Below are 21,320 nucleotides of genomic sequence, written 5' to 3'. Positions count from 1 at the left end.
GTTCAGCTCCCATCGGTCATCTGTCGTTCGCACAGTTCGAGCCACTTCAGGTCCGCCTCGAGATGCAGCGCCGCGCCCTCCACCAGCAGCGCGGCGGTGTCGTCGCCGTTCAGGGAGGTCGCGACGTCGTCGAGCTCGCGCAGCGCCTGCAGGTACGCGCCGCGCTGGCGGTCGATCAGCCGCAGCGGGTCGGCGATGCCGGACGAGCGGGCGAGCACGAGCTTCATGAAGAAGTCGTCCTTCAGGCGCGGCGAGGGCGTCGCCTCAGCGAGCCACGCGTCGAGCTCCTTGCGGCCCTCGCCCGTCAGGCGGTACACGCGCTTGTTCGGCCGCCCGTTCTGCGCGACCGCGTCGTCGTCCACCAGCCCGTCGCGCTGGAGCCGGCTCAGCGTCGTGTAGATCTGCCCGGCGTTCAGCGGTGGGAGCACCGAGCCGAACCGCTGCTCGAGCTGCGACTTGAGCTCATAGCCGTGGGCGGGGCCCGAGGCGAGGAGGGCGAGCAGCGGAAACCGCATCTAGATACTCGTTATACATATCGAGTATCTAGCTGTCAACTCGCGGGTTCGCGCGGCGACTGCGACGCGTCGTCGCCCCTCGCCGCGGATCTCGGCGCCCGTCAGGACACGCGGATCGCGCCCGCCGGACCCTTGGTGAGCCGGCCGACGACCCAGCCGTCGATCTCGCCCGCCCGCTCCGGGGCGACCGCCGCGAGCAGGCCGCCCGACGTCATCGCGTCGCATGCGAGCCGCCTGCGCGGCTCCTCGACGTCGCCCCATGAGGTGAACGTCTCCGCGTCCGCCCGGTTGCGCCTGGACCCGCCCGCCAGCGAGCGCTCGTCGGCGAGCAGCTCGAGCACTCCCGGAATCGCCGGGACCGCGCGCGCGTCGATCTCCGCCGCCACCCCGCTGGCGGCGGCGAGCTCGTGGACGTGCCCCAGCAGGCCGAAGCCGGTGACGTCCGTCAACGCGCTCGCGCGCGCCTCCCGCGCCTGCGCGCCCGCCACGTCGTTGAGCGTCGTCATGACCTCGACCGCCCGGGCCACCAGCTCGGACGACGCGAGCCCGCGCTTCAACGCCGTCGCCACCGTCCCCGCGCCCAGCGGCTTCGTCAGCACGAGCGCGTCGCCCGCGCGGCCGCCCGCGTTGGTCAGCACCGCGCGCGGGTCGACGACGCCGGTGACCGCGAGCCCGTACTTCGGCTCCGGGTCGTCGATCGAGTGCCCCCCGACGATCGAGGCCCCCGCCGCGGCGACGGCGTCCGCGCCGCCCCGCAGGATCTCGCGCAGCACGTCGGGCCCCAGGACGTCGAGAGGAAACGCGACGAGATTGAGCGCGCTCACCGGCCGGCCGCACATGGCGTAGACGTCCGAGAGCGCGTTGGTCGCCGCGATCCGGCCGAAGGCGTACGGGTCGTCGACGATCGGCGTGAAGAAGTCGACCGTCTGCACGAGCGCCAGATCCGGCGTCAATCGAACGACGCCCGCGTCGTCGGAGGTGGCGGTCGAGACGAGCACGCGCGGGTCGGTCACGGGCGGGAGCCCGGCGACGATCGGGCGCAGGTCGGCGGCCGACAGCTTGCAGCCGCAGCCGGCGCCGTGTGAGAGCGAGGTCAGGGGAACGGCCACGCGTTCGTATGATGGCTGCCCAGTGGCCGCTCGCCGCGCCTACACCGATGAGGAGGTCGAAGCCGCAGTCCAGGCGCTCTCGGATCCCGACCGGCTGGAAGAGGCCCAGCGCGTCGTCGCATCCAATGCGCCCGCGCTGCAGCGCATCCTCAACCAGGTTCTGCAGGAAGCGGACTGGTTCGGCGCTGCGCACCAGACGCAGGTGCTCGAGGCCGCCGGCACGGCGGACATCGAGGAGCGCCTGAGGGCGGTGCGGACGCTGTTGGCGGAGGAGACGCAGGTGAGCATGCTGGTCGGGGTCGCGGTCGGTTACGAGCTGGCCCACGAGCTGATGGACAAGGAGAAGAGCTGATGGCCGTTGACGTCCGTTTCCTGGGGCATGCCGCGTTTCACATCTCCGGTGCTGGAGCCGACATCCTGGTTGACCCGTTCCTGACCGGCAACCCCAAGGCCGCCGCGACGGCCGACGAGGTCTCCGCCGACGTGATCCTGGTCACGCACGGGCACGGCGACCACGTCGGCGACACCGTCGACATCGCCAAGCGCACCGGCGCGACCGTCGTCGCGATCGTCGAGCTCGCGGCCGAGATCGAGGAGGCGGGCGTCGAGACCGTCGTCAATCCGAACTACGGCGGCACGGTTACATTCGACTGGGGGTGGGTCAAGCTCGTTCCCGCCTGGCACACGGCGGTGTCGCCGTCCGGCACCGCGCACATGCCCGCCGGCCTGCTGATCCACTACGGCGGCCACCTGATCTACCACCTGGGCGACACGGCGCTGTTCTCCGACCTGCGGCTGATCGCGGGCCGCGGCGACCGCGTCGAGCTGGCGCTGGTGCCGATCGGCGGCCACTTCACGATGGATCGCTACGACGCCGTCACCGCCGTCGAGCTCGTCAACCCGTTCCAGGTCATCCCGATCCACTACGACACGTTCCCGCCGATCGAGACCGACGCCCAGGCGTTCAAGCAGGACGTCCAGAACGCCGGCTTCTCCGAGGTGATCGTGCTCGAGCCCGGCGCGACGCATTCGCTGCGATGACCCACGCGGTCGTCCTGATCGAGGCGGAGCGGGGGGCGATCGCGTCGCTCGGCGGGCTCCTCGCGGACGTCGAGGGGGTCGCCGAGGCGTACTCGGTCACCGGGGAGTGGGACTTCGTCGCGATCCTGCGCGTGCGCAACCCCGAGGAGGTGGCGCAGGTGGTCACGCACCGCTTCGCCGACATCGAGGGGATCCGGCGCACGCACACGATGGTCGCGTTCGAGGTCTTCTCCCAGCACGACCTCGAGGCCCTGTTCTCGATCGGCAACTGAGTGGCCGTGTCCGGAAGTCCGACGCATTCCGGCGGGCCCGGCCCGCCGCTCCCGGGCCGCGGCAGCCGCACACGTGCCACCAGCATGCGAGCGCCTGCCGCGGCCGGCAGCGACGACCCGTGCATTCGCCGGGCGATACGACGTCCTTACGGACACGACCACTGATGGCCGTCCTGGTCAGCCCTGAGTTCCGGCCGACGCTGCGCGACGAGCTCGCGGGCTTCGGTCCGCGCGTTCGCGCCGCCGTCATCGCGCTGCTGGCGCTGATCGTGGTCGTCGTGCTGGTGCTGCTGCTGCGCTCGTCCTCGCAGCCCGGGACGCGCGTCGTGCACCGCGGGCCGGTGGCGTTCAACCTGCGCTACACCGGCCCGCTGAAGCAGCTCAAGGCGGGCCCGGGCGAGCTCCTGCGCCTCGAGTGGCGCCGGCACGGAACGCTGCTCGCGTCGTTCGTGGTCGAGCCGCTGAGGCTGCCCGCCTACTCCGGCGACGTCGGCGGCGTCTTCCCGGTGGTCGCCTCGCGCGACCAGTCCGTGCTGCAGCGGCGCTTCCCGGCGCTCGAGCCGGTCGAGGAGGGCAAGGCGCGCGTGAACACGGTCCCGGCCTACAGCACGACGTTCCGCGCCAGCCGCAAGCCGCGTCTTTACGGCCGCACGGTCCTGCTCGCGGCGCCGCAGCCCGGCGCCCGCGACGGCTTCCGGATCGTCATGCTGGCCACGCCCGACGGCGGCGCGAACAAGGCGCGGGACGTCGCGGCGCGGGGCGTCCTGAAGACGCCCTACCGCACGTTCCGCTTCGGCACGGACGCTCCATGATCGAGTACGACGACTTCGCGAAGGTCGACATGCGCGTCGGGCGCATCGTCGGCGTCGAGGACTTCCCCGAGGCGCGCAAGCCGGCGTGGAAGCTCACGATCGACTTCGGCGAGGAGATCGGGCTCAAGAAGTCCTCGGCCCAGATCACGAGCTACCCGCGGGAGGAGCTCGAGGGCCGGCTCGTGGTCGGCGTGGTGAACTTCCCGCCGCGGCAGATCGGCCCGGTCCGCTCCGAGGTGCTCGTGCTCGGGGCCTCGGACGACGACGGCCGCGTGATCCTGCTCGGCCCCGGCAGCGACGTGCCGCTCGGGGCCCGGATCCACTAGGACCCTGTTGAACTTCAATCCGGCGCCGCGGGCGTGCCGCATCGCGCGGCGGGGAAAGTTCAACGGGCTCCTAGGGCATCGGCGTCGGGCTCGCCGCGGGCGTGCTCGTCGGCGTCGACGACGGCTGCGGCGTGACCGACGGGGTGGGCGTGGCGGTCGGCGTCGCGTCCGGGGTCTCCGTCGGCGTGGGCGTCGGCGTCGGCGCCGGCGTCAGCTCGGGCTGGGGGCCCGTCGGGACGCCGGCGAGCACCGGCCCGCCCTGACCCGGCTGCGGCGACGGGGCCGGCGTGATGCCGCCGCCGCCGGGCTGCGCGGTGCCCTGGGTGTCGGTCGGCAGCACCGTCGTGTCGCCGTCGCGGATCTCGACGTTCGTCGGCGTGCTCGTGGGCGTCGCGGCCGGCGTCGCCGTGGCCTTGGCGTCGACCTCCTTCGAGGCGGGCGTCCCGGCCGGCTCCACGGGCGTCTTGACGACGCGCCGGTGCTGCACCAGCGGCTGCGGCTCGGAGGCGACCGGCACAGGCGCGGTCGTCGGGGCGGCGGTCGCCGCGGGCGTCGCGACGACCTTCGCGACCGCCTCGCTGCGCTTGTGCGCCACGCGCGGATGCGAGGCGTGGTTGACCTCGACGGCGCCGGCGGTGACGATCGCCGCGGCGGCGATGCCGGCGACCGCTTTGGAGGCGACCGTGCCGAAGCCGACCTGCAGCGCCGCGCCGGCTCCCGCGCCGCCCGCGACGGCGCCGCCGGCCGAGGCGGCGGCCCCGCCGCCCGCGGCCGCGGTCGTGCCGAGGTGGGCGAGCAGCGACTTCTTGAGCAGCAGTAGGACGCCGACCGGATAGAGCGCGGCCATCGCGCGGTTGTTCGCGCGCAGCTGCTTGCGGAACGTCGTGCAGCGCTCGCACGTGCGCAGGTGGCGGCGCACCGGGGCGGTCGTGCGCTTGAGGCCCTCGGCGACCTCGCCGAGCTCGATCCGAACCTCGTCGCACGAGAGCATGCGCGCCTCGGCGGCCTCGGCGAGCGAGACGCGGGCGCGGACGAGCAGCGACTTGACCGACGGGACCGTGGTCTCCATCACGTCGGCGATCTGGTCGTAGGACAGCGCGTCGATCTCGCGCAGCAGCAGCGCCGTGCGCTGCGTCTCCGGCAGCTCCTGCACGTCGGCGATCAGGAGCCGGAACTCCTCGCGGCGGTGGACCTTGTCCGCCGTGGTGAGGCCGCCCTCGGAGAGGTGGACGTCCATCGAGTCCATCCCGACCGCCTGCGTCCGGCGCAGGTGGTTGAGCGAGCGGTTGCGCGCGATCCGGTACAGCCACGGCCGCACGTTGATCTCGCGCGCGTCGGCGAGCATCGCGTTGAAGGCGGCGGCGAAGACCTCCTGCAGCACGTCCTCGGCGTCCTCGCGCGAGCCGAGCATGTGCCGGCAGAACGCGAGCAGGCGCGACTGGTAGCGGGCCACCAGCGCCTCGAACGCATGGTGGTTGCCGCGCCGGATCAGGGCGACCAGGCGCTCGTCGGACTGCAGGCGCAGCAGGGGTGAGCGACCGTGGAGGCCGGCGGCGCCGGCGTGCTGAAGGGCTGAGGCTTCCAACTGGGGATGTGGGCGGCAGACGTGGTTGCCCACACGCAGAACCGATCGCGTGTGGGGAAGTTGCGCCGAAAGCAGGCTAGTACCCCCCGGCGGAGCCCCGAACGGGCGGTCGCGCCGTGCCACTACGATCCCCTGTCGGCCCGGGTGGCGGAATTGGTCAGACGCGATCGGCTTAAACCCGATTGTCCTGAGGGGCGTGTGGGTTCGAGTCCCACCCCGGGCACTGGAATCGCTCGAGCCGGGCGTGACGGGCCTCGGTGTAGGTTGCGGCCGATGGGGGACCTGGCGATCCGTCTCCAGCCGCGCTCACGGCGCGAGGAGGTGGTCGGCGAGCGTTCGGGCGCGATCGTGATCCGCGTCACGGCGCCGCCGGTCGACGGCAAGGCGAACGCCGCCCTGTGCGCGTTCGTCGCCCGCGCCGCGGGCGTCCCGCCCTCGCGGGTCAGCGTGATCCGCGGGCAGACCGCGCGCGACAAGGTCCTACGCGTCGAGGGCGCCGATGAGCTGGCGCTGCGGCGCGCGCTCTTGGGTCAGCGCACGGACCTGTGAATGCCCGATGGACAGTGAACCGGAGCTTCGAACCCGAGTCCGCGCGCGGACGAGGGACGGCGGATGACCGCGTCCGCGAGCGGTTGCCCCGCGGTCAGGAGGCGGACACCCGGCGGGCCCTCGGCACGGGTCCGCGTGCGGACGCGCAGCGGGCCGTGGCGACTGGAGCGCCGGTCCGCATGAGGACCCTCGCCCCGGCCGCCGCACGGGCGCCGGGCTCCAGGGAGTCGCGCGCCGCTGTCAGTGTTCGGACGCCGGCCCGCGAGGGCGGGCCGGCTCCGGAACTAGGCGGCGGCGACCGCTCCGCCACGCGTGCGCGCGCGGGCGAAGCCGTCGAGGACGGCGCCGGCCAGCGCGTCGCGGCCGCTGACCGCGAGAGCGTCCGACGAGCCCTCCGGCCCGAGCGCGCGGACCCACGCCGCGACCGTGCCGCGCACGGTCGCCTCGGGCTGCTCGCCGCCGACCTCGGACACCTCGGCGCGCCCGTCGCCGAGCGTCACGAGGTACTGGCGCTCAGGCGAGTCGCCCTCGGCCTCGACGATCAGCTCGACGGTGCCTTCCAGGCTCGCGGGCGGCTCGAGCAGGCCCGGCGCAAGGCGGAAGATGGCGCCGACGTTGACGTCCTCGCCCGGCCGGGGCGCGCTCCACGTCCAGTCGTAGCCCCAGCGGGCGAGCGCCCCGAGCACCGGGATCAGCTCCCGCGAGCGCTCGGTCAGCTCGTAGTCCACGCGCGGCGGCACCTCGCGATAGCGCTGTCGCGTCAAGAGCCCGTCGGCCACCATCCGGTTCAGCCGCGAGCGCAGCTGCTCCGTGGAGATGCCCGGCAGCACTCGCTGCAGCTCGACGAACCGCCGCGGGCCGGCCGCGAGATCGCGAATGATGAGTAGCGTCCATTTGTCCCCGACGAGGTCCAGGGCGCGCGCGTCTGGCGACCACTGGTCGTATGGGTGGCGTTTGGGCGGCGGAACAGGTGGTATTGGAGGCTCCCTGAGATGCGGCCTTGAAGTGCGGGCAGAATAACCGGTTCAGCGGTGGAAAGGTTGACGATGTCGACATCTCCGGCCGATCACACGGATGTGAGCGAGTGCGCAAGTTCGATCCTCTTCGCGCGTTTTATGGGTGCGTCGGGGGCATCAGCTTTCGCGTCTGCATTGACACGAGACGAGGATGGACGGTATGGGTGATCTCATCAGGCTGGAGGACCGCCGGGCCAGGCGGCCCCGGCCGGATGCGGCCGCGGGGGGTGCGGCGGTGCGAGCGGAGTTCTTCTTCGATCTCGGCTCGCCCTTCACCTACCTGGTGGCAGAGCGGGTCGACCGCGCGTTCGACGCGGTCACGTGGACGCCCGCGGGCGCGACGACGCTGCGGTGCCGTGATCTACCGGCAGGGGAGGCCGAGGCGGGAGAGGTAGCCGGGCGGGCCCAGGAGCGCGCGGTCGCGCTGCGACTGCCGCTCGAGTGGCCCGAGCGCTGGCCTGCGCCGGTGCCGGCGGCGATGCGCGTCGCCCATCACGCGGCCCAGGAGGGCCGCGGAGCCGCGTTCGTGCTGGCCGCGACGCGGCTCGCGTTCGCGGGCGGCTTCGACCTCGAGGACCTCGACATCCTCACCGAGGCGGCGGCCGCGGCCGGGTTGCCGCTCGACGCGTGCCTGCGCGCCGCGCGCGAGGATCGCCGCGACGGCGCGATCGAGGCGGCCGCGCGCCGGCTGCTCGGCGCCGGCGTGGACCGGCTGCCGGCGCTGGCGATCGACCGGCAGGTCGTCTGGGGAGAGCGGCGCGTCGGCGACGCGGCGATCACCGCGCGCGAGCGGGCCGCGGCGCTCAGCCGCGTGTGAGCGACACGGGCGCCGCTCGGCGCCCTCTCGAGCGCCGGGCTACGGCGATACGAGCCCGGCGAGGATCTGCGAGTCCAGCGACTCGCGCGGCTCGCCCTCCGGCTCGCGCGGCGACGCCAGGATCGGATCGTCGCGATCGCGCTCCACGAGCAGCAGCTCGAGGTCGGCGTCGGTGATGGTCTTGACCGTAGGCTCGTTCATGTCCGAGTCCTTTCCTCGCTCTCCGGCGTCAGACGCTACCCCGTGCCGACGTCCCGGGAATCGCCGAACCAGAGCCGATCCCCCCAGGCGGGGGGTAGGGTGCCGTCCGATGACGACGGAGGCGAACGAAAGCACGCGGCTGCACGGCGGCCGCCTGATCGCCCGGCGCCTGAAGGCACACGGCGTGAGCCGGATCTTCACGCTGTCCGGCGGCCACCTCTTCTCGCTGTACCAGGGGTGCGTAGCGGAGGGCATCGAGCTCGTCGACACCCGCCACGAGTCGACGGCCGCGTTCGCGGCCGAGGGATGGGCGAAGGTGACCCGCGAGCCGGGCGTGTGCGCGCTGACGGCCGGGCCGGGCGTGACCAACGGCATGAGCGCGATGGCGTCGGCGCTGCAGAACAACTCGCCGATGCTCGTGCTCGGCGGCCGCGCCCCCGCGTCGCGCTGGGGCCGCGGCTCGCTGCAGGAGATCGACCACGTCCCGTTCGTGCGCCCGGTGGTCAAGCTCGCCGCCACGGCCGGCGCCACGCGCGAGATCCCGGGGCTGGTCGACGAAGCGTTCGAGGTCGCCCGGCGCCCTCACACCGGCCCGGTGTTCCTCGACTTCCCGCTCGACATCGTCTTCTCCGAGGACGTGCCGGACGAGGGCCGCGAGGTCGCCGCGCCGCGCGCAGGCCGCGCGGCGCAGCCGGCGCTCGACCGCGCCGCCGCACTGCTCGACGACGCCGAGCGCCCGGTGATCATGGCGGGGACGAACCTCTACTGGGGCCGCGGCGAGGAGGCGCTGCGCGAGCTCGCCGAGCAGCGCGGGATCCCGGTCTTCCTCAACGGCCTCGCGCGCGGCTGCGTCCCGGCCGACCATCCGCTCGCGTTCGCCCGCGCCCGCTCATCCGCGCTCAAGGGCGCCGACGTGGCGCTCGTGATCGGCGTCCCGATGGACTTCCGGCTCGGCTTCGGCGGCGCCTTCGGCGACGAGACCGAGATCGTCGCGATCGACGTGGCCGAGCCGGCGCGCGAGCACGCCCGCAAGGTGGCCGCCGAGCTCTACGGCGACCTCACGGACACGCTGCGCGCGCTGCGCGGCTCCGGCAACGACACCAAGCGCTGGGTCACCCGCCTGCGCGGGATCGAGACCGAGAAGCGCGAGAGCGAGCGCGAGCAGCTCGAGGACCCGCGCGCGCCGCTGCATCCCATGCGCGTCTACGGCGAGCTCTCCAAGCTGCTCGACCGCGACGCGATCGTCATCGGCGACGGCGGCGACTTCGTCTCCTTCGCGGGCCGCGTGGTCGACTCCTACACGCCCGGCTGCTGGCTGGACCCCGGCCCGTTCGGATGCCTCGGCAGCGGCCCGGGCTACGCGCTGGCGGCCAAGCTCGCGCACCCCGAGCGCCAGGTCGTGCTGCTGCTCGGCGACGGCGCGTTCGGCTTCAGCGGGCTCGAGTACGACACGCTCGTGCGCCACGGCGTCGACGTCGTCGGCGTGATGGGCAACAACGGGATCTGGGCGCTGGAGAAGCACCCGATGGAGTTCCTCTACGACGGCTGGTCGGTGGTCGCCGACCTGCGTCCGGAGACGCGCTACGACCAGGTCGTCGAGGCGCTGGGCGGCCACGGCGAGGTCGTGCGCGAGCCGGGAGAGCTGCGCGGCGCGCTCGAGCGCGCGCTCGGCGCCGGCAAGCCGGCGCTCGTCAACGTGCTCACCGACCCGTCGGTCGCCTACCCGCGGTCGGCGAACCTCGCCTGAAGGCCGCCCGCGCGCCGCGGGCGGCCTCCAGGCGGCCTGCTACGGCGCCGTCGTGGACAGCGTGAACGTGACCGCCGCGCCGTAGGCGCCCGTGCGCAGCGGCTCGCTCGCGCCGATCGCCTGCCGGAACGCGATCGCGAACGCGTCGTTGCTCACCGGCTCCGTCCACGCCGACCGCGACGGCACGACCTCGAGCGGGGCGGCGAGGCTGTATGCGCCGTTGGCCGGCGTCGCCGCCGAGGCGGTGAGCGCGGCGCGCGCGGCCTTCGACGTCACGGTCGCCGTCGTGGACGTCTCGTACGTGCGCGCGACGCCCGAGCGCGATCGACTGCGCGACGGCGTGCACGTCCGCCTTCAACCCGGCGCCCCAGCGCACCCAGCCGGTGAAGCCGCCCGTTGAGACCGCGCCCGCGGCCGGCGTGCCGACGTACGGCACGCCCTCGCTGCGCTCCACGCCCGCTGTGCGCGCGTGTGCGCCGACCATCGCGACGGGCTTGCCGCTCGCGGCGTGGAAGTCGCTCAGCAGCTTCTGCACCGATGCGCGCTCCGGCGCCTCGGTCAGGTCGTCGATCCCGTCGTGCGCGAACACCGCGACGTCGTGGATCGACGGGTCCTCCTCCGCCGCCGCGAGCGCCTGCGGGGGCGTTAAGAGAAGCCGCCCGCGGCGGGGGCGGGCGGCTTCGAGATGGCCCCGTCAGGACGGGCAGGGGTACGTGCCTTGAGGGGCCTATTGGATGGTCCGGGCGGCGGGAGGCGCCGATGATGCGGCATCGCCCGGACCTATGTGTCGTTGGACGGCGGCGGGAGGCACGACCGCCCTTCCGACGCCCGTGATTCTCCACCTCAAGCGATCGCCCGGGCAATCGAACAGATGTCCATCCCCGGACATCGTTGCTCTTGACATCAGGCGGAAGTTGTGCTTGCGAGGGCGACGCCCCAGAGGATGTCCCGCTCGGACACCTCGACGCGATCCAGATCGTAGGCCTCGAGCACCCGGATGAGGATCACGACTCCCGCCACCATCACCGATGCGCGGTCAGGATGCAAGCCCGGCACGCGCTTGAGCTCCTCCAGCGGCAGCGCGGCGAGCCGGTCGCGGATCGCGCAAAGGCGCTCCAACGAGAGCACGTAGCCCTCGACTCTCCCGGAGTCATAGGGCTCGAGGACGAGGTCGATCGCGGCGCACGAGGTCGCGGTGCCGGCGACGGCGACTGCGGCCTTGGCCGGCGCGGTCGGAATACGGACGTCGGCGGCGAGCTCCTCGAGCTCCTGCGCCGTCGGCGGATCGTGGTGCAGGTGGCGCTCGGTGTGGCGCACGACGCCGTTCTGCGTCGAGACGTGGAAGGAGACCACGCCGCGCGTGCCCACGACCAGCTCGGTCGAGCCGCCGCCGACGTCGATCACCAGCAGCGGCTCATGGTCGTCGCGCAGCGCGGTCGCGCCGCGGTAGGTGAGCTGCGCCTCCTCGTCGCCGGTCAGCGTGCGCGCGCTGAGCCCGTACTCGCGCGCGACGCGCGTCGCGAACTCGCTCCCGTTGGCGGCGTCGCGGACCGCCGAGGTCAGCACGCCGGTGCGGACGTCGGCGCTCGCGATCGCGTCGCGGTAGCTGTCGAGGGCCTCGAGCACGCGCTCCTGCGCCGCTTCGCCGAGCCGGCCGGAACGGTCGACGCCCTCGCCGAGGCGGGTGACGGCCGTGCGGCGGTCGAGCTCGCGCACGGCGCGCGGGAGAACCGCCCTCGGGGCGATCGCTCTGGGAAACGTGAGCCCGCAGGGCGAATCGTCGCCCTCGACCTCCGCGACCAGCAGGCGCGTAGAGTTCGTGCCGATGTCGACGACCGCGACGCGGGTCACGTGGCGGGGTACGGCATCGGCCGTCCTGCGAGCGCGGCGAGCAGGTTCTCGGCGGCCATCGCGGCCATGCGCGCGCGGGTGCGCACGGTCGCGGAGCCGACGTGCGGCACCACCAGCAGGTTCGGCGCGTCGAGCAGCGGGTCGTCGGGCGGGAGCGGCTCCGGGTCGGTCACGTCGAGCCCGGCGCCCGCGATCGCGCCGCCGATCAGCGCCTCGCGCAGCGCGGCCTGATCCACCACGCCGCCGCGGGCGGTGTTGATCAGGAACGCCGTCGGCTTCATGCGCTCGAGCGCCGCGGCGTCGATCAGGTGGCGCGTCGCGGGCGTGAGCGGGGTGTGGAGGGAGACGAAGTCGGCCCGCTCCAGGAGCTCCTCCAGCGGGATCCCGGACGAGCGCGAGCTGTGCACGACCTCCATCCCGAAGCCTTCGCCGCGGCGCGCCATCGCGTCGCCGATGCGGCCGCGCCCGACGATCCCGAGCGTCGCTCCCGCGACATCGGCCCCGAGCCCGTGCGCCGGCTGCCACGGGCCCCAGCGGCCGTCGCGCACCTCGGCGGCGCCCTCCGGCAGCCGGCGGGCGACCCCGAGCAGCAGCGCGAAGGCGAGGTCAGCGGTGGTGTCGGTCAGCACGCCGGGCGTGTTGCCGACCGCGATGCCGCGCGCGGCGGCCGCCTCGAGATCGATGTTGTCGGTCCCGACGGCCATGTTGGCGATCGCGCGCAGACGCGGCGCGGCGTCCAGCAGCGCCTCGTCGACGCGCTCGGTCAGCATCGTCAACAGGGCGTCGGCTCCCGCCGCCCGCTCGCGCAGCGCTTCCGGCGGCGGCGGGTCCGGCCGCTCCCACACGTCGACGGCGTGCTCGGCGCGCAGGCGATCGACGGCGTCGAAGGGCAATTCGCGCGTGATGAAGATCCGGCCCACGGGTTGATCATCGCGGTTAGAGTCGCGCGATGAAGCGTGCCCTCGTGACCGCGTCCACCCAGCACAAGCCGAAGCTCTTGGACTGCCGGCAGGAGGGCCCGATCGTCGAGTTCGAGGTCAGGTGAGCGAAGCCCCGCCCGTACACATCGGCTGCTCGGGCTGGAACTACCCGCACTGGCGGGAGGTCGTCTACCCGCGCGGCCTGCCGGCGCGGCGCTGGCTCGAGCACTACGCGACGCTGTTCGAGACCGTCGAGGTCAACACGACCTTCTACCGGCTCGCCAAGCCGGACGCGGTCACGCGCTGGGTGGCCGAGACGCCGCCTGAGTTCGTGTTCTCGGCCAAGGCGAGCCGCTACATGACGCACATGAAGCGGCTGACGGACCTCGAGCAGGGGCTGGAGCGCTTCTACGCCGCGATCGAGCCGCTGACGGAGTCGCCCAAGCACGGTCCGGTGCTGTGGCAGTTCCCCGCGAACTTCAAGCGCGACGAGGACCGGCTCGCCGACGCGCTGGCGCTGCTCCCGCCGGGCCGCCACGCGTTCGAGTTCCGCGACCGCTCGTGGTTCACGCACGACGTCTTCGAGCTGCTGCGCGCCTACGGCGCCGCGCTGGCCTACGGCGACCACCCCGAGCGCCCGTGGCAGCCGCTCGAGCTCACCGCCGACTGGTCCTTCGTGCGCTTCCACTACGGCAGGCGCGGGCGCCGCGGGAACTACTCGGAGACCGAGCTGCGCGAGTGGGCGGACAAGCTGTCCGAGGTCAGGCAGCACGCGGAGCTGTTCGTCTACTTCAACAACGACTGGGAGGGCTTCGCGGTGCGAAACGCCCTCCGCTTGAAGGAGCTGATGCGGTGCTAGTATTGACTGCCCAAGCGACGCGGGGTGGAGCAGTCAGGTAGCTCGTCGGGCTCATAACCCGAAGGTCGCAGGTTCGAATCCTGCCCCCGCTATTCCACAGTTCTGAGCAGTGTTCTAAGGATGCGCTGCTGGAACTGGAGGCGCCGGTCGAAGCTGGCCCTTCACACGACGAAGCCGCCCATGAGGCGGCTTCGTGCGTCTAGGGGCGGTTCTGAGGCGCCGATGTCCGGAATGAAGCTGTACGTGTGGGGCATGTCGGGGTCGCCCATGACCAGCGCGGTCTTGTCGGCGAGCGCCGGCGGTATCACCCGATCACCGATCAACGACTGCGCGCCGGCGCGCGGCCCGAAGAAGTCCGACGCCCGACCGACGGTGACCTGGACCCGACCAGCGGCATGGGCGGCCATCAGGTCGCGGGCCATCGCCGCGCGGACGTGGCCCTTGCGCGTGTGGGCGTCGTAATCGCGCTCCTCGGTGAACGGCCGTCCCTGGGCCCGCCCGTACATGTACACGTTGTCCATCACGACCAGTCGCGCGCCGACGGACTGCGCCGCGGCGATCGCCGCGGCTTGCAGACCGGGAAACTCCTGCGCCCAGCGGTGATACGGCGGGTTCAGCGCCTGGTAGACGACGCGCGCGCCACGCGTCGCCGACGCCGCGAACGCGGATCGGTGACGTCACCGGCGACGGATCGGACGTCCGCCACCGGCTCGCGCAGCCCGGAGCGGCTGACGACCCGCACCGACTCCCCGCGAGCGGCCAGCGCCTCGGCGACGGCCATCCCGACGGCACCGGCGCCGAGCACGACATGGTCGACGGCGTCCATCACGCCGCCCGGGCGCTGACGGGCGTCAAGCGCGCGAGCAGCAGGCCGCTGAGCAACGTGAACAGCAGCGCGCCGCCGGCGCCGAACACCGTGAACTGGTCATCGACGCCGATAGCGAAACGTTCCGTGTGCTTGGCTGCACGCGATGCACGACGAGTGGCGGAGGGCCACTGGTCGCGACACCTCCGATGGCTGAGCGGCTGATCCTGCGCGGAGCTGCTTGCGTCCTGGGACCGCGAAACGCCCCGCAGCAGTCGGCGTTCAGGCGCCCGCCGGTCCATGCGCGGCCTCGAAACGCTGCTCGAGGAACGCGTGCTCGACGGCGTTGTCGGTCAGCGCGATCGCCGCCTGGTAGGCGACCGCCGCTTCGGCGTCGCGGCCGAGGCGATGCAGCAGGTCGGCCTTCGTCGCCGGCAGGTAGCGATAGCCGGCGAGCCGGCCGTCGCGCTCGAGTGCCTCGACGCTGCGCAGCGCCGCCTCGGGCCCGTCGACCATCGAGAGCGCGACCGCGCGGTTGAGCGCGACGACGGGCGACGGCCAGATCCGCAGCAACTCGTCGTAGAGCGTGAGGATCTGCGGCCAGTCGGTCGCCTCGTAGCTCGGCGCCTGCGCGTGCAGGGCGGCGATCGCGGCCTGCAGCAGGAAGCGCCCCGGCGGGCCGGCGCGCAGCGCCTCGACGATCAGCCTGTCGGCCTCCGCGATCAGCTCGCGGTCCCAGGCCGAGCGGTCCTGCTCGGCCAGGCGGACGAGCCGGCCGGCGGCGTCGGTGCGCGTCTCGCGCCGCGCCTCGTGGACGAGCAGCAGCGCGAGCAGCCCGGCCGCCTCCCGCTCGTCGGGCAGCAGCCCGCGCAGCATGCGGGCGAGGTCGAGCGCCCGAGCGGTCAGCGCGTCGCGCACGAGCGCCTCGCCCGTCCTCGCCGTGTGTCCGGTCGTGTAGAGCAGGTGGATCACGGTCAGCGCCGCGTCGACCCGTGCCGGCAGCTCGCCGGCGGACGGCACCGCATAGGGAATCCGCGCCGCGGCGATCTTCTTCTTGGCCCGCGTCAGGCGCGCGGCCATCGTCGGCTCCGACACGAGGAACACGTGCGCGACGTCCGGCGTCGCGACGCCGCACACCAGCCGCAGCGTGAGCGCGACCTGCGCCTCCAGCGCGAGTGCCGGATGGCAGCACGTGAAGATCAGCCGCAGCCGGTCGTCAGGGATCTCGTCCACGTCGGTCTCGGGGTCGGGGTCGGTGGCATCCGTGGGTCCCAGCAGCAGCGGGAGCTTGGCCTCGAGCGTCCGCCGCGAGCGGAGGAGGTTGAGCGCGCGGCGCCGGGCGACCGTCGTCAGCCACGCCCCGGGGTTCGCGGGCACGCCGTCGCGCCCCCACGTCGCGAGCGCCTGGACGTAGGCGTCCTGGACCGCCTCCTCGGCGGCGTCGAGGTCGCGCGTGACGCGCACCGTCGCGGCGAGCACGTAGACCCACTCGCGGCGGTGCGCGCCGGCGACGGCGTGCTCGACGGCGCTCAGGCGTCCTCCAGGACCTCGAAGCCCACCAGCGGCCGCACCTCGACGCCGCCGTCCACGATCGGCGTCAGCCTGGCGAGCGCGAGCGCGTGATCGAGGTCGCGCGCTTCGAGCACGAACACGCCGCCGAGCACCTCCTTCGTCTCCAAGAACGGGCCGTCGGTGATCGCGCCGCCGCGGATCACGGTCGCCGTGTCGGGGTGCTCGAGCGCCAGCCCCGCCACGATCCGGCCGCCCTGCTCGGCGACCCGCGCGGGCAGGTCCATGTGGCCCTGCATGACCTCGGGCGGGAGGTCCGCCGGTGCCACCCGCTCGAAGATCAGCACCGCATACTGCGCCATCACGCCACCCTTTCGCCGTCGAAGACGCCGGCGACCCAGTCGCCCCACGCCCGTTCGCTCGCCGCCTGGTCGACATCTTCGCCGAAGAGATGGAGCGCGACGCCGACCGGCCAGCCCCAAGTGTCGCGCCCGTAGAGGCGGTACAGCGCGTCGGCGCTGCGGACGCCGAGGAACGACCCCGTCACGTAGTCCACCACGCCGTCGATCGGCTCCAGGCCCGCGGGCGTCAGCCGCACCCGATCGCCGGTGACCACGTCGCCGGCAAGGCCGAGCGCGCGGCGCAGTGCGAGGAACCCTCCCTGCGGGGATGACTCGGGGCCGTCGACGCTGACGTAGGCCGCCTCGCGACCGGCGAAGTGGCACGCGTACTGGCCGAGCGAGTGCTGGTAGAAGGACGTGTGGTGCCGGCACGCGGCGAGCTGGCGATCGTAGTCGCCGGCGGGCACCGCGGTGCGATGCACGTAGCGCAGGTAGGTGGCCGAGCCGACCGGCTCGAGCCGGTAGTCGAGCTCGTTCACGCCGTCGCGCTCGGTCTCCGGGCGCGTGCGCGTCGAGAAGTGGCGCAGCGGCGCCCACGCCGTCACCGTGCCGCCACCGGCCGTCAGCCCGCGCTCGGCCCCGCCGATCCACGGCTCGTACTCGATCGTCCACATGTAGCCGGCGCTGTGCCGGGTGATCGCGTCCCAGACCTCCTGCGGCCCGGCGGGCAGCTCGCCCTCCCACCGCACCTCGAACTCCTTCACCATGTCCGCCTCCTTCACTCGCCGGGTGAGCCGCCAGGCGGCTCCATCTATCCCCTCGACACGCGGGAGTCGCCGAAATCGACAGGCGCTTTCATGCAATGCGAGCGACGAGCGCGTAGACGAGGTCGTCGACGTCGCCGGCGAACGGCCCGCCGGCGCGGACCTCATAGGCTGCACGCGGTGACCGCGGGCTCCGTCGAGACCGACAAGCGGCTGGCGGCGGAGTACGCCGCGAGCCTGGTGCAGGACGGCATGCGCGTCGGGCTCGGGACGGGGACCACGGTCGCGCCGCTGCTCCCGGCGCTCGGCGCCCGCGGGCTGCGCCTGCGCTGCGTCGCCACGTCGCCCGCGACGGCCGCCGCGGCCCGCGCGGCCGGGCTCGCGGTCGAGCCCTTCGAGAGCCTGACCGAGCTCGACATCGCGATCGACGGCGCCGACCAGATCGCCCCGGGACCGTGGCTGGTCAAGGGCGGCGGCCGGGCGCACACGCGCGAGAAGATCGTCGCCGCCGCGGCCGCCCGCTTCGTCGTGATCGCGTCCGGCGAGAAGCGCGTGGAGCGCATCCGCCCCCCGGTCCCCGTGGAGCTGCTGGCGTTCGGCACCGCGTCGACGCTGCACCGGCTCGGCCACGTCGTCCTGCGTGGTGGGCCGCCGAGCCCCGACGGCGGCGTGATCGCCGACTGGACCGGCCCGGTGGAGGATCCCGCCGCGCTCGCGGCCCGGCTGGACGCCGAGCCGGGCGTCGTCGCGCACGGGCTCTTCGGCCCCGAGCTCGTCACCGACGTCGTCGTGGCGAGCGCCGGGGACCTTGCCATTCGAGCGCCTCGCTGACCCGCCGAGCCCGCGATGGCAGGCGCCCCGCCGGCTCCTGCGCGGATGCGGCGACCGGCGCTGCGAGCAGCGCGAGTGCAACCAGTGAAATGATCTTCACCGGGCGGAAGTTACCCGGAATGAGCCCCGCATGAAGGGATGGATGCGGCAGAAGTACGTGTACGTACCGGGCTTGAGGCTCTTCGGCGTCTTCCACGTGTCGCGGTTCGCGGCGGGCGTGTAGCCGGACGGGCCGTAGCCGAGCTCGCCGGAGTCGAACGTGACCTTGCCGTCGGCGAGCGGGTACGCGATCCCCGTCGCGCGGCTGCAGGGCGCGCGGCAGGCCGTGATCGTGTGGTAGGCCGACCTGCGCGGCGACATCCCGCGCGTCGCGTCGAGGTTCTTGAAGGTGAGCGAGCGGCCGGCGCGCACGACCGGCGGCCGGCCGGTGGCGTTGCTCGCCGACAGGTCGCCGCGGCCGTAGACGTAGCCGCGGATCGCGACCGCCGCGGTGCGCGCGCCGTCGGGCAGCGTGCGGGCGTCCGGGAAGCCGAACGGGCCGCCGCCGTGATGGTCGTTCTCCGGCAGGTGGCCGTGCGTGAGCTGCCCGTGCCAGTCGACCGGCTGCGCGAACGGGTCCGCGCCCGGCACGCCGCTCGCGTAGAAGAGCACGCTGATGCCCATCGACTCGTACCACGACGCCTTGCGCGTGTCGTACGTCGTCGCGAGCTCGAGCCGGTCCCCGGCCCGCAGCGCCACGCGCCAGCCGGGCTTGGTCACGGTCGTCGCGACGTCCCACGAGACCGCGCCGGCCGGCTCGAAGTACTTCGCCTCGGACCGGAAGATGCGCCTGCTCGCGCCGCCGCGCTCGACGTCGATGTCGTTCCACAGGCCACCGGGGTGCAGGTGCCCGGACGCCGCGATCAGCGTCACGTCGGCCGGAGCGGTCCAGGTCGCGGCGGCGCCGACCTTGTCGCGCTGCGCCTTGCCGGCCTCCTCCGGAAACGTGTAGCGCCTGCCCGATCCCTTCAGCGCGTCGAAGACCGGGTACGCCTTGATGCCGGCGACGTCCATCCACAGCGGCTTGACCGGCGTCAGCGCCGTCCCGGAGCCGTCGGGCACGAAGTCGACGTCATAGGTCAGGTAGACGCTCGCGGGCGTCTGCGTGAGGTTGTGGATCATGTAGCTGAGCACCCAGGCGTCGGACGGCTCGTAGCGCAGCCCGAAGCCCTGCGGCAGCTGCATGATCGTCTTCTCCTCGCCGGCCGCGAAGGTCGGGTAGCCGTTGACCACCCATACGCCGTGGTGCAGGTGCAGCACGTCGACTCGCGGCACGCCGCCGCCGTCCGCGTAGACGAGGTTGGGCGAGAAGCGCGTGATGAAGCCGGGCACCGAGGGGCGCGGCAGGTCCGTGCCGGTCTCGATGCTGTTCTGCCCGGGCTCGATCGCGATCGGTCCGTAGCGGTACTGCAGGTGCTGAACGCCGGCGTACCCGACCGCCGGGATCACATCCGTCTGCGAGATGTGGGCGCCCGGGAGCGCAGCGGCGCGGGCGGGTGACGCCGCGAGCGCAGCGGCGACGGCCAGCGCGGCGGCTAGGACTCTCGGCGTCGCCGGAGCTCCTGGTTCGCGCGCTTCTCGCCGCGTGCCTGGATGACGGCGTAGACGATCAGGCCCTGGACGAGGACGGGGAAGGCGATCACCCACACCAGGATCACGATGATCGAGGACGTGAGCGCTTTGTCGGCGAGAACGAACAGCACGGGCGGGACGTTAGCTCATCCGGGCGGCGGAGCGGCGGCGAACGCGTCCAGCGCCCCCGTGAGCCTATGCCCTCAGCTCGCCGAGGCGGTGATCGCCGCCGTGCCGAGCAGCAGTCCCTCCGCGAAGGCCGTGGTCCCGAACGCCTGGTTGAACGCCGCCGCGGCCGGCGCCGTCAGCTTCAGGGCGACGTTCGCGAGCCTGATGTCGCGCCCCTTGACCGACGGCTTGAGCGCCGCGCGGTCCAGCGACGCGATCGGGACGCGCGTCCCGCCGACCAGCGCGGTCAGCTGCGGCGCCGCCGAGACATCGATCATGAAGTCGGTCAGCGCCACCGTCGTCGCGCCGTTGGTCAGCGCGACGCCTCCGGCGTGGGTGATCGAACCGGCGAACGTCTTGACGTCGACGCGTCCGCCGGTGACGGGGAACGACAGCGCGGTCGAGGGAGCGAGCGGCGCGGCCGCGATGCCGAGGCTCTGGAGCGTGGACGCGGCGCCCGGAGCGAGCGCGACCGCGGTCGCGCCCGTATCGGCGAGCGCGACCGACTTCGGCCTGGCGCGCAGCGAGAGGGTGCCGAGCCTCAGGCCGGCGCGCACGCCGAGGGCCTTGGCCGCGGCGGCGCTCAGCCGGGCGCGCACGCGGGCGATCTTCGTGTCGAAGCCGGCGCGCGAGACCTTGCCGCCGTTGAGCTTGAGCAGCGTCACGCGCGCGCCGTGGACCTTGGCGCTGAGCGTACGGCGCTTGCCGAGCCTGATGACCAGGCTGCGCGCGGTCACCTTCTTTGAGCCGGCGCGCACGCGCAGCGTGCCGGCGTGCCGGATCGTCCCCCTCGCGTGGCCGCTTTCGAGCGTGCCGCCGGTGATGCGGAACGACGCGCGCGAGACGTGTACGGTGCCTGACAGCCCCTTGGCCGGCCTCAGGGTGGTGGTGCCGCCCGCGAGCGGATCGCGGGCTTGCGCGGCCGGCGCGGCCACGAGCAGGAGGGCGACGGAGGCGCCGATGATCCGTACGGTCATGCCTCTCGCTACGGGGCGGGCGGCGGCCGCGGTTGGAAGCTGGCGCACCCGCGCGCCGATGCCCGGGGCGGACGCTGCGATGCTCGCCGGGTGGATCGTGACGAGCGTCGGCTCGCCAAGCGCCTGCGGCGCCGCGATCCTGAGGCGCTGCGCGAGGCCTACGAGCGCTACGGGCGAACGACGTTCGGCCTGCTGGTCCGATCGCTCGGCGATCGTGCCGCCGCCGAGGACGTCCAGCAGCAGGTCTTCCTCGAGGTCTGGCAGCGTGCGGACCGCTACGACGACGGGCGCGCGAGCCTGCTCGCCTGGATCCTCACGATCGCGCGCAGCCGCGCGCTCGACCAGCTGCGCCGGCGCGTGCCCGAACCGCGCGATCCGGCCACCGCCGTCGCGCTCGCCGGGACCGCGGACGACGCGTGGATCGACGAGCTCGTCGAGCGCTGGCACCTCGCGCACCTGCTCGCCCGGCTCGATCCGACCGAGGCCGAGCTGCTGCGGCGGCGGTTCTACCTCGGCCAGAGCCAGAGCGAGATCGCGCAAGCGACCGGGATCGCGCTCGGGACGGTCAAGATGCGCATGGTCAACGGCCTGCGGAGGCTCCGGGGCCTGCTGGACGCGGAGGGGTATCGGAGGGCTCGATCCCGCCCCACGGCCGGTCCCAGGCCTAACGGCGGTTGACGGCGCCCGGGCGCCC

At 73.3% G+C, this 21,320-nt stretch carries 28 protein-coding genes and 2 tRNA genes; 13 read left to right on the top strand and 17 right to left on the bottom strand.

All coding sequences use genetic code 11. From position 1 onward, the window contains the following. Positions 1-2 precede the first annotated feature (2 nt). Together H958_RS0111760 and selD are read right to left on the bottom strand one after the other, a co-directional pair. Entirely contained in the window at positions 3-515 is a 513-nt protein-coding gene (locus H958_RS0111760) for a helix-turn-helix transcriptional regulator (RefSeq protein ID WP_028058817.1), read from the bottom strand. Positions 516-616: 101 nt separating this feature from the next. Next, positions 617-1,624: a selenide, water dikinase SelD gene (gene selD / locus H958_RS36640; RefSeq protein WP_037409902.1), complete on the bottom strand. Its 1,008-nt coding sequence runs from the start codon at positions 1,622-1,624 to the stop codon at positions 617-619. Between the two features lie 22 nt (positions 1,625-1,646). Between selD and H958_RS0111750 the strand changes: the two genes are divergently transcribed. From H958_RS0111750 to H958_RS0111730, 5 genes are all read left to right on the top strand, one after another. Beyond that, on the top strand, positions 1,647-1,976 hold the full coding sequence (locus tag H958_RS0111750; RefSeq protein ID WP_028058816.1) for a hypothetical protein: 330 nt from the start codon (positions 1,647-1,649) through the stop codon (positions 1,974-1,976). Beyond that, the gene (locus tag H958_RS0111745; RefSeq protein WP_028058815.1) at positions 1,976-2,665 is read left to right on the top strand and encodes a metal-dependent hydrolase; all 690 of its coding nucleotides are present in this window, start codon (positions 1,976-1,978) and stop codon (positions 2,663-2,665) included. Before H958_RS0111750 ends, H958_RS0111745 begins: the two co-directional genes overlap by 1 nt. Continuing rightward, complete coding sequence (locus H958_RS0111740) at positions 2,662-2,937, top strand: Lrp/AsnC family transcriptional regulator (RefSeq protein ID WP_028058814.1); 276 nt, start codon at positions 2,662-2,664, stop codon at positions 2,935-2,937. Before H958_RS0111745 ends, H958_RS0111740 begins: the two co-directional genes overlap by 4 nt. Positions 2,938-3,101: 164 nt before the next feature. Continuing rightward, positions 3,102-3,749: a hypothetical protein gene (locus H958_RS0111735; RefSeq protein WP_028058813.1), complete on the top strand. Its 648-nt coding sequence runs from the start codon at positions 3,102-3,104 to the stop codon at positions 3,747-3,749. Then, positions 3,746-4,075, top strand: a complete 330-nt coding sequence (locus H958_RS0111730) for a tRNA-binding protein (RefSeq protein WP_028058812.1) — start codon at positions 3,746-3,748, stop codon at positions 4,073-4,075. Before H958_RS0111735 ends, H958_RS0111730 begins: the two co-directional genes overlap by 4 nt. A gap of 70 nt (positions 4,076-4,145) precedes the next feature. Here the strand turns inward: H958_RS0111730 and H958_RS0111725 are convergent, their stop codons facing one another. Then, the gene (locus tag H958_RS0111725; protein ID WP_028058811.1) at positions 4,146-5,660 is read right to left on the bottom strand and encodes an RNA polymerase sigma factor; all 1,515 of its coding nucleotides are present in this window, start codon (positions 5,658-5,660) and stop codon (positions 4,146-4,148) included. Between the two features lie 138 nt (positions 5,661-5,798). Here H958_RS0111725 and H958_RS0111720 point away from each other — a divergent pair. Together H958_RS0111720 and H958_RS0111715 are read left to right on the top strand one after the other, a co-directional pair. Continuing rightward, positions 5,799-5,883 (top strand) — tRNA-Leu (locus H958_RS0111720). A 50-nt stretch (positions 5,884-5,933) separates the two neighbouring features. Next, positions 5,934-6,209 carry a DUF167 domain-containing protein gene (locus H958_RS0111715; RefSeq protein WP_037409989.1) on the top strand — a complete coding sequence of 92 codons (276 nt, stop codon included), beginning with the start codon at positions 5,934-5,936 and terminating at the stop codon, positions 6,207-6,209. 284 nt (positions 6,210-6,493) lie between these two features. On the opposite strand, the gene H958_RS43235 is transcribed toward H958_RS0111715, so the two are convergent. Further along, entirely contained in the window at positions 6,494-7,123 is a 630-nt protein-coding gene (locus tag H958_RS43235) for a winged helix-turn-helix transcriptional regulator (protein ID WP_196807338.1), read from the bottom strand. 262 nt (positions 7,124-7,385) lie between these two features. On the opposite strand from H958_RS43235, the gene H958_RS0111705 reads away from it, so the two are divergent. Next, the gene (locus H958_RS0111705) at positions 7,386-8,042 is read left to right on the top strand and encodes a DsbA family protein (RefSeq protein ID WP_196807316.1); all 657 of its coding nucleotides are present in this window, start codon (positions 7,386-7,388) and stop codon (positions 8,040-8,042) included. Between the two features lie 39 nt (positions 8,043-8,081). On the opposite strand, the gene H958_RS46230 is transcribed toward H958_RS0111705, so the two are convergent. Next, a complete protein-coding gene (locus H958_RS46230) occupies positions 8,082-8,243 on the bottom strand; it encodes a hypothetical protein (protein ID WP_156027935.1) in 162 nt (53 codons plus the stop codon). Between the two features lie 109 nt (positions 8,244-8,352). On the opposite strand from H958_RS46230, the gene H958_RS0111695 reads away from it, so the two are divergent. Beyond that, the gene (locus H958_RS0111695) at positions 8,353-9,990 is read left to right on the top strand and encodes an acetolactate synthase (protein WP_028058808.1); all 1,638 of its coding nucleotides are present in this window, start codon (positions 8,353-8,355) and stop codon (positions 9,988-9,990) included. Positions 9,991-10,029: 39 nt separating this feature from the next. Here the strand turns inward: H958_RS0111695 and H958_RS0111690 are convergent, their stop codons facing one another. From H958_RS0111690 to H958_RS0111670, 3 genes are all read right to left on the bottom strand, one after another. Next, a complete protein-coding gene (locus H958_RS0111690) occupies positions 10,030-10,266 on the bottom strand; it encodes a hypothetical protein (protein ID WP_028058807.1) in 237 nt (78 codons plus the stop codon). A gap of 627 nt (positions 10,267-10,893) precedes the next feature. Beyond that, a complete protein-coding gene (locus H958_RS0111675; RefSeq protein WP_028058805.1) occupies positions 10,894-11,841 on the bottom strand; it encodes a Ppx/GppA phosphatase family protein in 948 nt (315 codons plus the stop codon). Next, positions 11,838-12,761 carry a 2-hydroxyacid dehydrogenase gene (locus H958_RS0111670; protein WP_028058804.1) on the bottom strand — a complete coding sequence of 308 codons (924 nt, stop codon included), beginning with the start codon at positions 12,759-12,761 and terminating at the stop codon, positions 11,838-11,840. Before H958_RS0111670 ends, H958_RS0111675 begins: the two co-directional genes overlap by 4 nt. A 121-nt stretch (positions 12,762-12,882) precedes the next feature. On the opposite strand from H958_RS0111670, the gene H958_RS0111660 reads away from it, so the two are divergent. Together H958_RS0111660 and H958_RS0111655 are read left to right on the top strand one after the other, a co-directional pair. Continuing rightward, positions 12,883-13,620: a DUF72 domain-containing protein gene (locus tag H958_RS0111660; RefSeq protein WP_028058803.1), complete on the top strand. Its 738-nt coding sequence runs from the start codon at positions 12,883-12,885 to the stop codon at positions 13,618-13,620. An 18-nt stretch (positions 13,621-13,638) separates the two neighbouring features. Then, positions 13,639-13,712, top strand: a tRNA-Met gene (locus H958_RS0111655). Positions 13,713-13,781: 69 nt separating this feature from the next. Here the strand turns inward: H958_RS0111655 and H958_RS43230 are convergent. The 6 genes from H958_RS43230 to H958_RS0111625 are packed head-to-tail and all read right to left on the bottom strand — an operon-like array spanning position 13,782 to position 17,042. Further along, complete coding sequence (locus H958_RS43230) at positions 13,782-14,180, bottom strand: NAD-dependent epimerase/dehydratase family protein (protein ID WP_407641142.1); 399 nt, start codon at positions 14,178-14,180, stop codon at positions 13,782-13,784. A 53-nt stretch (positions 14,181-14,233) separates the two neighbouring features. After that, complete coding sequence (locus tag H958_RS43225) at positions 14,234-14,446, bottom strand: NAD-binding protein (RefSeq protein WP_028058801.1); 213 nt, start codon at positions 14,444-14,446, stop codon at positions 14,234-14,236. Beyond that, on the bottom strand, positions 14,446-14,727 hold the full coding sequence (locus tag H958_RS46225) for a hypothetical protein (RefSeq protein ID WP_156027933.1): 282 nt from the start codon (positions 14,725-14,727) through the stop codon (positions 14,446-14,448). The genes H958_RS43225 and H958_RS46225 overlap by 1 nt, the downstream gene beginning before the upstream one ends. Then, complete coding sequence (locus H958_RS0111635) at positions 14,708-15,904, bottom strand: RNA polymerase sigma factor (protein WP_028058800.1); 1,197 nt, start codon at positions 15,902-15,904, stop codon at positions 14,708-14,710. The genes H958_RS46225 and H958_RS0111635 overlap by 20 nt, the downstream gene beginning before the upstream one ends. A gap of 50 nt (positions 15,905-15,954) precedes the next feature. Then, the gene (locus H958_RS36625) at positions 15,955-16,296 is read right to left on the bottom strand and encodes a YciI family protein (protein WP_037409901.1); all 342 of its coding nucleotides are present in this window, start codon (positions 16,294-16,296) and stop codon (positions 15,955-15,957) included. Beyond that, positions 16,296-17,042: an SRPBCC family protein gene (locus tag H958_RS0111625; protein ID WP_028058799.1), complete on the bottom strand. Its 747-nt coding sequence runs from the start codon at positions 17,040-17,042 to the stop codon at positions 16,296-16,298. Before H958_RS0111625 ends, H958_RS36625 begins: the two co-directional genes overlap by 1 nt. Before the next feature lie 177 nt (positions 17,043-17,219). Here H958_RS0111625 and rpiA point away from each other — a divergent pair, with 177 nt between their 5' ends. Then, complete coding sequence (gene rpiA, locus H958_RS0111620; RefSeq protein ID WP_028058798.1) at positions 17,220-17,870, top strand: ribose 5-phosphate isomerase A; 651 nt, start codon at positions 17,220-17,222, stop codon at positions 17,868-17,870. A gap of 96 nt (positions 17,871-17,966) precedes the next feature. On the opposite strand, the gene H958_RS0111615 is transcribed toward rpiA, so the two are convergent. The 3 genes from H958_RS0111615 to H958_RS0111605 form a co-directional block, all read right to left on the bottom strand. Next, complete coding sequence (locus H958_RS0111615; RefSeq protein ID WP_028058797.1) at positions 17,967-19,358, bottom strand: cupredoxin domain-containing protein; 1,392 nt, start codon at positions 19,356-19,358, stop codon at positions 17,967-17,969. 86 nt (positions 19,359-19,444) lie between these two features. After that, positions 19,445-19,612 carry a hypothetical protein gene (locus tag H958_RS46220; protein ID WP_156027932.1) on the bottom strand — a complete coding sequence of 56 codons (168 nt, stop codon included), beginning with the start codon at positions 19,610-19,612 and terminating at the stop codon, positions 19,445-19,447. Positions 19,613-19,684: 72 nt separating this feature from the next. Next, complete coding sequence (locus tag H958_RS0111605; RefSeq protein WP_028058796.1) at positions 19,685-20,626, bottom strand: hypothetical protein; 942 nt, start codon at positions 20,624-20,626, stop codon at positions 19,685-19,687. A 90-nt stretch (positions 20,627-20,716) separates the two neighbouring features. Here H958_RS0111605 and H958_RS36620 point away from each other — a divergent pair, with 90 nt between their 5' ends. Next, positions 20,717-21,304: an RNA polymerase sigma factor gene (locus H958_RS36620; RefSeq protein WP_051324129.1), complete on the top strand. Its 588-nt coding sequence runs from the start codon at positions 20,717-20,719 to the stop codon at positions 21,302-21,304. Positions 21,305-21,320 lie beyond the last annotated feature (16 nt).

Source organism: Candidatus Solirubrobacter pratensis, from assembly GCF_000425945.1.
Classification (GTDB): Bacteria; Actinomycetota; Thermoleophilia; order Solirubrobacterales; family Solirubrobacteraceae; genus Solirubrobacter; species Solirubrobacter pratensis.
The sequence above is the reverse complement of the archived record's forward strand: the minus strand, read 5'-3'. Positions and strand labels throughout refer to the sequence as shown.

Excerpts from the sequence above, each read along its gene's own strand:
- H958_RS0111760 (WP_028058817.1), bottom strand. The coding sequence starts at position 515 with ATGCGGTTTCCGCTGCTCGCCCTCCTCGCCTCGGGCCCCGCCCACGGC.
- H958_RS0111745 (WP_028058815.1), top strand. The coding sequence starts at position 1,976 with ATGGCCGTTGACGTCCGTTTCCTGGGGCATGCCGCGTTTCACATCTCC.
- H958_RS0111740 (WP_028058814.1), top strand. The coding sequence starts at position 2,662 with ATGACCCACGCGGTCGTCCTGATCGAGGCGGAGCGGGGGGCGATCGCG.
- H958_RS0111735 (WP_028058813.1), top strand. The coding sequence starts at position 3,102 with ATGGCCGTCCTGGTCAGCCCTGAGTTCCGGCCGACGCTGCGCGACGAG.
- H958_RS0111730 (WP_028058812.1), top strand. The coding sequence starts at position 3,746 with ATGATCGAGTACGACGACTTCGCGAAGGTCGACATGCGCGTCGGGCGC.
- H958_RS0111715 (WP_037409989.1), top strand. The coding sequence starts at position 5,934 with ATGGGGGACCTGGCGATCCGTCTCCAGCCGCGCTCACGGCGCGAGGAG.
- H958_RS0111705 (WP_196807316.1), top strand. The coding sequence starts at position 7,386 with ATGGGTGATCTCATCAGGCTGGAGGACCGCCGGGCCAGGCGGCCCCGG.
- H958_RS46230 (WP_156027935.1), bottom strand. The coding sequence starts at position 8,243 with ATGAACGAGCCTACGGTCAAGACCATCACCGACGCCGACCTCGAGCTG.
- H958_RS0111695 (WP_028058808.1), top strand. The coding sequence starts at position 8,353 with ATGACGACGGAGGCGAACGAAAGCACGCGGCTGCACGGCGGCCGCCTG.
- H958_RS43225 (WP_028058801.1), bottom strand. The coding sequence starts at position 14,446 with ATGGACGCCGTCGACCATGTCGTGCTCGGCGCCGGTGCCGTCGGGATG.
- H958_RS46225 (WP_156027933.1), bottom strand. The coding sequence starts at position 14,727 with ATGGACCGGCGGGCGCCTGAACGCCGACTGCTGCGGGGCGTTTCGCGG.
- H958_RS36625 (WP_037409901.1), bottom strand. The coding sequence starts at position 16,296 with ATGGCGCAGTATGCGGTGCTGATCTTCGAGCGGGTGGCACCGGCGGAC.
- H958_RS0111625 (WP_028058799.1), bottom strand. The coding sequence starts at position 17,042 with ATGGTGAAGGAGTTCGAGGTGCGGTGGGAGGGCGAGCTGCCCGCCGGG.
- H958_RS0111605 (WP_028058796.1), bottom strand. The coding sequence starts at position 20,626 with ATGACCGTACGGATCATCGGCGCCTCCGTCGCCCTCCTGCTCGTGGCC.